This window comes from Bacillus sp. GW823-FHT06A10 (genome assembly GCF_058795375.1).
This window is the reverse complement of sequence record NZ_JBXAHT010000012.1, coordinates 1-8565: the sequence shown is the minus strand read 5'-3', so window position 1 is coordinate 8565 and position 8565 is coordinate 1. Positions and strand designations below refer to the sequence as shown.

Sequence of the window (8565 nt, the reverse complement as noted above, 5' to 3'; positions counted from 1 at the left end):
ACGTTGTTTGTTTCGTTCAGTTTTCAAAGAACTACTTGGTCGCTCATTTGCGACTTCCTTATGTTAACATCTTCATTAGTTAATGTCAAATAAGTTTTTTATTTCGTTTGTCACTTTCGATGTTAATGTCATCGGCGACTTGTCCTATATTACACCCCAGCAGATCAATCGTCAATACTTTTTATCTTTTTTATTTTATAAATTATAAAAGCTTTTCTCTCTCTTAATTTCTAACACATCCTTAGAACTTCTTAAACATATGTATTCAAACTAACAATCTGCAGACTACACTCTCTAACTTAATACTAATACTTTTCTAAAGAATGAATGTGAGACCAAGTAAATATATATTAAGGATAATATTTTTTCTTTTAGTACGTCCCCCTTCTGCTCATCTCTAGAGGATTATATAAACCATTTCTCTTCTTTACCTTTAATCAACAAAAAGGAAAAGAAATCTAATAAACTTAGGAGGCGTTATGAAATGCATGTTAATAAAAAGATAATTTATGTATCCCATGATGCCCATTTCCACGGAGCACAGCTACTTTCTTTACATACTATTAAGGCTCTTAAAGAAAACTTTGATTACTCTGTTGCAATTATTTCTATTGGATCAGGTATTTTAATTCCCGATTTCCAAAAGTACGGTCCTGTTTATTGCCTCGAGCAAGATTATCAAACAAAGGAAAAGGTCGAATTATTAATAAAGGATTTATTATCACAGGATTTTACCCTCGCCATATGTAGCACTGTCATAAGTGGCGATATCGTCGCATTACTAGCTAGACACAATATAAAAGTTGTTTCATTAATACATGAATTACCGCATTTAATACAACAGTACTCTGCTGAAGGGAAAGCTAAAAACATCGCTGAATTTGCTTACAAAGTTGTTTTCCCTTCACAATACGTACAAGAAAAATTTCGTACAATCACTGAATTGGATCCTCAAAAATGTCACATTCTCCCTCAAGGTTTGTTTAACCACAATCCTTATAAGAACAATATCGCAAAAGCTAGAAATGAGTTACGTAAGAAGCTTAACCTGCCTCTAGATAGCAAAATCATCCTGGGTGTAGGCTTCGCAGATTATCGAAAAGGAATCGATCTATTCTCACTTATCTCTTACTCAGTAAGAAAGACTCACAAGGATATTCATTTTATTTGGGTAGGGAGAACAGACGTTCAATTCCTGAATACACTGCCCCCTAAATATAAAGCACATTTCACAGTAGTCGATCCTACTCCCGATATCGGATTATATAACGCCGGAGCTGATTTATACTTATTAACTTCAAGGGAAGATCCTTTTCCAAATGTTGTTTTAGAAGCATTAGATGCAAAACTTCCTGTTATAGGGTTTAAAAATGCTGGAGGTTTTGAAGATGTTGTTACAGAAAAAACTGGTGCCTTAGTAGACTTTTTAAATTTACCCAAAATGCTAGAAAAAATATATGAATTTATTCATGATGAGGGATTACGATTACAAAAGGGAAGCTTTGGCCAAGAACTTATCGAAAAAAACTTCAATTTTCTTACTTACATTTATCAATTACTAGATCTTCTCGAACATAATTACAAAAAGATAAGCGTAATCATACCAAACTATAATTATGAAAAATACTTACCTGATCGAATCGAATCAATAATAAACCAAACCTACCCTCTTTACGAACTAATTTTCTTAGACGATGCCTCCACTGATCATAGCGTATCAACATTTAAAGAACTGCTCTCAAAAGAAAATAAGATCCATCTGAAGGTTCAACAGGTTATTAATGATAAAAACTCTGGTTCTGTATTTAAACAATGGATAAAAGGCGTCACTGCAGCAACTGGTGATTATATTTGGATTGCAGAGGCCGATGACTTATGCGATAAGACATTTTTACAAGAGGTGATGCAGGGGTTTTATATAAATAACAATATTGCCTTAAGCTACACACAATCAAAACAAATAGACGAACAAGGAAATGTATTGGCTAATCATTATTTAAATTACACAAATGATATCGATGAAGAAAAATGGAAAGCCCCCTATTTCCGAAAAGGCGTCGACGAAATACAAGATACGTTACTTATCAAAAACACTATACCTAATGTCTCGAGTGTAGTTTTTAAAAATATAGATATGAAGAAAACAGAAAAACAGTTAGAAAAGTTCAAAATAGCTGGTGACTGGTTCTTCTATGTTTCTCTTCTTACAGAGGGAGATATTTACTTCAATCCAGCCCCCCTAAACTATCATAGACGACATTTAAATAGCGTAACAAGAACAGAAGATTCATATTCCCATTACAATGAAGTTGTGCAAATGCAAAATTTCATTAAAGAAAGCTTTACTATCGACGACATTTCTAAAATGAAAATGTATACATATAGAAAGTATCTTAAAGCATACTTAAAAATTTAAACGTATGCTTTCTCTGCCATCAATATCTCTTGTAAGGCGATACTATTATTTAAGGGGGAATACTCTTTGAAAGACTTTATAGAGGAACATAAAGATTTAATTTCTCAAATCGCACACAGCTACAATGTAAATGCAAGTATCCATCCTGAGGATCATATCTTTCAGTTCATTGTCACTAATCCCGTTTTCCCATCAAAAAAAGAAGCGATAGATTACTATTTTAAAGACGGGCAAAACTCAGCACAAATACTCTTAGACTTAATCACTTCCCTTTATCCTCCTACAGGCAATCCAATCAAATTGTTAGAGTTTGCATCTGGATACGGCTGCGTAACACGTCATTTATTAAATCTACAAGCGAATTTGAGTATAACCGCTTGTGATATACACGAAGAGGCCATTTCCTTTATTGAAAACAAATTAAATAATCCTTCTATATTATCTCATCCTGAGCCCGAACAGTTAAAATTAGACTCCTCTACGTACGATATTATTTTTTGTCTATCCTTTTTTTCTCATATGCCTGATACAACTTGGTTTCGTTGGCTGCAAACATTGTATAACGCTGTTTCACCTGGTGGTTTATTCATTTTCACAACCCATGGCTATCAAAGTAAAAAATATTTCGGGTTTCCAAATTTAAACGAACATGGCTATTGGTTTCTCTCTTCTAGTGAACAATTTGATTTAGATGTTAATCAGTACGGACAAACGATAGTTAGTCCCTCTTACGTGTGTGACAAAATTAAATTACTGCCCTATAACCCAATCATCAAAAAGTATACTGAAGGATTTTGGTGGGAACATCAAGACCTTTGGGTAATAGAAAAAGAAGTAAAATAATAAACCACGCTCTGCTTATATATAAGTAGAGTGTGGTTTATTATTTTTTACTATATAAGAACTCTTCAATCCATAGTTTATTTAATCTAATCCCATTTTTAAAATCTATTTTAGGCTCCCAATTCAATTCTTGTTTTACCTTATCAATATTTAAAATGATTCTTTGAACGTTCTCTTGTTTTTGTTTATAACAGATAAAATCCACTTTTCTTTCTGTTATTTTCTCTAGTTCCACTATAATTTGTTTTAAAGAAAGACCTTTGCCACTCCCTATGTTATATACGCAAGATTTTAATTGATTTAATTGTGCTAGTTGTATAGTAATTTCAACTAAATCATCGATATAAATATAATCTCTAATAATCTCCTCTGGATTCCCATATATATTAATCCTTTCATTACTGAGATGCTGATACAAAAAACAATTTATCGCCCCAACTTTTTTTAAGGGGTTTTGGTATTTTCCATACGGATTAGAATATCTACATACAACATAATCTATTCCATATTTTCTCTTATAAAAATACAAATAATTCTCGAGCGAAACTTTTGTTATTCCATACGGAGAAAGTGGTCTTAATGGATGTTTCTCATCAATAGGCAAATATTCAGGTTCACCATAAACTGTGCCTCCCGAAGAAGCTAATATAATTTTTTTAATACGAAAATCTTTAACACTTTCCATGAAATTAAGAAAAAATAGACTGCTATTAATATCGCCGAAAACATCTTCAATTGAAGTTGCTACGTTAGACGTCGCAGCTAAATAAATAATAATATCTATATTCACTAAAGCCTTATATATATCCTCAACATTTTCTAAATCACCTTTAATAAATTCAACTTCACTTATAATATTTTGAGGAAAATTATTTATATGTCTGGAAAATACTTTTACATTTTGCCCCTGTTTCAATAAACCCAATGCGAGGTTGATACCAATGAAACTATTTCCACCTACTATTAAATAATTATTCTTCCTCATAATATCATCTCTCTAGTAATAAATTTTTCCCGTCGTCAAACCTAAAAATATACACAAATAAACTGGATTATTTCGATTATTCATCTTCTTATCATTGTATGTTTGTTATAAATTTTCATTATCTTTATTTTCTATTTTCATTTTGGAATAGCTTCCTTATTCAGATTGACTGCAAAAACACTCATAATATTTACTCATCCCCATGAATATATTTAATAAACAATCCTCACTTGTTTAACCCATAAAAAAACTTCTACATACACAAGGTTCTCAAAAAAAGGAGTGCGAAACTCATGAGAAATATAAATCAAGAACTTTTAAATCATGTAATTCTACATAAAGACCGAATTCCGCATTACCATAAAGATTTTCCCCTTATACTACTTTGGAGTCATAGAAGCGGATGCACCGCATTAGCTAATTGGTTCTTTTTTCAAATTGGATTATTTACTGAAGCAAAGAAATACAATGACTTTATTCATTACTATGAGTTCTGGGTGTATAAAAACAATACAAATTACATACCAGAGTTACAAACTGGTCTTCTAGAAGGTAAAAAGGATGTTTGTAAACTTGTGCGAAATCCCTATACAAGGGCTGTCAGCTCATTTCTATTACTTGCTGACAATCCATATGCTAGCCCCCAATGGGAAAGTATCCGTCATTATTTTTATAATGATAAATATAGTAATCAAGGAATATCATTTAAACAATTTTTATATTACGTTCAGGTATTTGGTTCCAATTCCCTAGCAATAGATATACATTTTAGCCAGCAATACGTCCCCGGTGAAGAAAACTTCATCCAATGTTATATTCCTTTAGAAGATTTTAATGCACAAATCACCAAAATAGAACACACGTACGATTTGATGAAATCTAATTTAGCACTTCTTACAAATTCAGATCATCATCGCGCCCACAAGATGATTTATGCAGGGAGCTATGCAGAACTTAGCATTACAGATGAAGCCTTCCCACGATTTCCAACATACGAAAGCTTTTATGATAAAGAAACCATGGATTTAGTTACAGAAATATATGCACAGGACTTTGAAATGTACCCGTACACGAGAGGGATATTTTAAGTCTATACATTTTTCTATGAATAAAAGCTAATGCATCGCATAGCATAAAGTGAAACTTTAATTCGAGTCGGGTTCTCTTCAACTGATTATCCCCTTTTCCTAATCGCTATTTTAAGAGATACCTAACTTTCACCTATTCCCTTTGATTTCGCCGATTGTTGACGTGTATCATACTTTCCATAAATAGATTGCATGTAACATAGGAGTGATGTCGTGTGGAAATCAATTTGAAACACAATAATGGGTACTGCGTTATTTGCGAAAAGAAAGCTACATTTATAGAGCATAATGATTGGCTTAGAGATCATTATTTATGTTCTACATGTAACTCTATCCCAAGGCAGCGAGCTTTAATCCATGCTTTACACACATTTTTTCCAAAATGGGATTCCTATAGTATCCACGAATCCTCTCCTGGAGGAATTACAACTCAGCTACTATTAAAAAACTGTAAAAACTATACATATTCTCAATACTTTAAAAACTATCCTCTTGGCCAATACTTTCAAGGAATTAGATGTGAGAACTTAGAAGACATGACTTTTGAAAATGAATCTTTTGATTTATTCATTACTCAAGACGTTTTTGAGCATGTAATGACGCCAAACAAAGCCTTTAAAGAAATAGAACGAGTATTAAAACCTGGCGGCGCTCATGTATTTACTGTCCCTTGGTATCATACACTCACAAAAACTGTGCAAAGAGCAAGATTGAATAAAGAGGTGATTGAATATATTGAAGAGCCCATTTATCACGGAAACCCTATTGATGAGAATGGGTCTTTAGTAACGTTCGATTGGGGGCGGGATATGATTGAATATATTTATACACACACAAATATGTATACCATTGTTTATTTACAAAAGGATAGATCACTCGGGTTAGATGCTGAATTTTTACATGTTTTTATTAGTAAAAAGCAAGAAAATAAGGTTTAATCACTATATAATTCGGAGGTTTGACAAATGCATAACTTTAAGTTAGGAAGTGATTTTGATAATCTTGTTAATTCACTATCTGATGTTGAACTTCTAAATTTATTTATACAAAGTTGTTCCCAAACAACGATAAATGGGGTTCCCGTACCTAGGTTTCCTCCTGAAGAAATTCAAAAACAATTTGTAGGTGCTTCCTATGAACATGCTCTTTATGAAGCATATTTGTTTTATATCCACATAAAAGAATACGCCCATAATTTAGGTGTTCCCGTGAATAAAGAAAGTGAAATTTTAGACTTCGGCTGCGGATGGGGAAGAATTACACGCTTCTTATTTAAAGATGCCTCTGATCAAAATTTACTTGGCATTGATGTGGATCCTGCGATGATCACACTTTGTAATGAAACACTAGGAAGAGGGATATATAAAACAGCAAGTCCACATCCCCCTGTAGAATTTATTAGTGACAATTCATTAGATATCATATTCGCTTATTCTGTATTCTCACATTTATCCGAAGAAACTGCTGAAAATTGGATAAAAGAATTTTCAAGAGTTCTTCGCCCTGGTGGAATTTTCATCGCAACAACACAAGCGCGCTATTTTCTTGATTTTTGTCAACAATTCCACGAACATCCTGAATTAATTCAAACAGGATGGCATAAAACTTTATCTCAAGCTTTTCCAGATATACATCGCGCTATCTCGGATTATGAAAACGGAAAATTTGTCCACAGCGCTACTGGTGCAGGGGATGTTAGAAATAGTAGTTTTTACGGAGAAACCGTTATACCTAGGACTTATATTGAAAATCATTATGAGAAATATTTAAAGCTACAAGACTTTTTTGATGATGTAAATCGATTACCTCAAGCCCTCTTTGTCCTTCAAAAAATTTAATTCCTTTTATTCAACGTAATACACTTAATTTCATGACGAAAAGCACTTTCTATTTCAGCTATATATCAAATTACCTAATACTCTCTTATTAAGTAAGCTGTAAAAACAAATTCAATACATACCATAAAAAAGCAGTAAACAGCTAACATATCTCTTGTTTTAAAATTGCTCCACCAAATCAAGAATACCTTCCCAACAATTGAACTACGAAAAACATGAGGGGGATATACTTTGAAAATAATCGCTTTTTACTTACCACAATTCCATCAAATTAAAGAAAATGATCGATGGTGGGGGAAAGGATTTACTGAATGGACAAATACTAAAAGTGCACGCCCTTTATTTTCAGGACATTATCAACCGAGGGAACCTTATCAAGATTTTTATTATGACTTAACTAGCCCCTCCGTAAGAAAGTGGCAAGCAGAAATCGCTAAAGCATACGGTATATATGGTTTTTGTTATTATCATTATTGGTTTAAGGGAAAAAGACTATTAGAAACACCCTTTAATGACGTACTAAAGATGAAGGAACCTGACTTCCCTTTTTGTCTTTCTTGGGCAAATGAACCATGGACAAAATCTTGGGATGGTCTCGATAAACATATATTAATGCCTCAAGATTACGGAGATATATCTGATTGGAAGGAACACTTTGATTATTTATTACAGGCTTTCCAAGATGAGAGATATATTTATATAGATGATAAACCTCTATTCATTATTTATCGTCCAGGACATATTCCTGATTGTGAAAAAATGCTTAATTACTGGAATGCATTAGCGCGAGAAAATGGTTTAAAAGGCATATACTTTGCTGAAACATTAAACAGTTTTCCACTACCTAATATAAATGGATTCGATGCTAGCATTCAGTTTGAACCTTTCTATACAATTGCCCATGATAGCTCTTCAGACATAAATAAGGTCATATATGATTCTGATATGCAATTGAATGTTTGGGACTACGATAAAGTATGGATGTATATATTACAACGATCGCTCCCAAAGAAAAAAACATTTCCTGGGGCTTTTGTTGATTGGGATAATACTGCACGACGTAAAAACGCAAATAGCAGCATCTTTGTAGGTTCTACCCCTGAAAAGTTCACCATATATTTAAGCAAGCAAATTCATCGTACTTACTCTTTTTATAACAGCGAGTTTTTATTTATTAACGCATGGAATGAGTGGGCTGAAGGAACTTACTTAGAGCCAGATAAAAAATATGGATTTTCTTATTTAGAAGGAGTTAAAAATGCAATTGATAGAGGTATGAAAGCATACAAAAAAGACGAGTCATTCTGACTCGTCTTAAAGTTGCTTGGCGACGTCCTACTCTCACAGGGACAAGGTCCCAACTACCATCGGCGCTAGAGAGCTTAACTTCCGTGT

Annotated in this window: 7 protein-coding genes; 6 read left to right on the top strand and 1 reads right to left on the bottom strand. The window is 33.0% G+C overall.

Going from position 1 to position 8565, the window contains the following annotated elements:
- The first annotated feature begins 484 nt into the window (after positions 1-484).
- The gene (locus AC1Q8M_RS27705; RefSeq protein WP_098392007.1) at positions 485-2416 is read left to right on the top strand and encodes a glycosyltransferase; all 1932 of its coding nucleotides are present in this window, start codon (positions 485-487) and stop codon (positions 2414-2416) included.
- A gap of 66 nt (positions 2417-2482) precedes the next feature.
- Positions 2483-3259, top strand: coding sequence for a class I SAM-dependent methyltransferase (locus AC1Q8M_RS27700; RefSeq protein WP_098365753.1), 777 nt, complete (start codon positions 2483-2485; stop codon positions 3257-3259).
- A 40-nt stretch (positions 3260-3299) separates the two neighbouring features.
- On the opposite strand, the gene AC1Q8M_RS27695 is transcribed toward AC1Q8M_RS27700, so the two are convergent.
- Positions 3300-4244: an NAD-dependent epimerase/dehydratase family protein gene (locus AC1Q8M_RS27695; RefSeq protein ID WP_098361506.1), complete on the bottom strand. Its 945-nt coding sequence runs from the start codon at positions 4242-4244 to the stop codon at positions 3300-3302.
- A 293-nt stretch (positions 4245-4537) separates the two neighbouring features.
- Here AC1Q8M_RS27695 and AC1Q8M_RS27690 point away from each other — a divergent pair, with 293 nt between their 5' ends.
- From AC1Q8M_RS27690 to AC1Q8M_RS27675, 4 genes are all read left to right on the top strand, one after another.
- A complete protein-coding gene (locus AC1Q8M_RS27690; protein WP_098365754.1) occupies positions 4538-5332 on the top strand; it encodes a sulfotransferase family 2 domain-containing protein in 795 nt (264 codons plus the stop codon).
- A gap of 215 nt (positions 5333-5547) precedes the next feature.
- Positions 5548-6270, top strand: coding sequence for a class I SAM-dependent methyltransferase (locus AC1Q8M_RS27685; protein ID WP_098365755.1), 723 nt, complete (start codon positions 5548-5550; stop codon positions 6268-6270).
- Positions 6271-6297: 27 nt separating this feature from the next.
- Positions 6298-7170, top strand: coding sequence for a class I SAM-dependent methyltransferase (locus AC1Q8M_RS27680; RefSeq protein ID WP_098855714.1), 873 nt, complete (start codon positions 6298-6300; stop codon positions 7168-7170).
- Between the two features lie 231 nt (positions 7171-7401).
- Entirely contained in the window at positions 7402-8478 is a 1077-nt protein-coding gene (locus AC1Q8M_RS27675; protein ID WP_000690984.1) for a glycosyltransferase WbsX family protein, read from the top strand.
- Positions 8479-8565 lie beyond the last annotated feature (87 nt).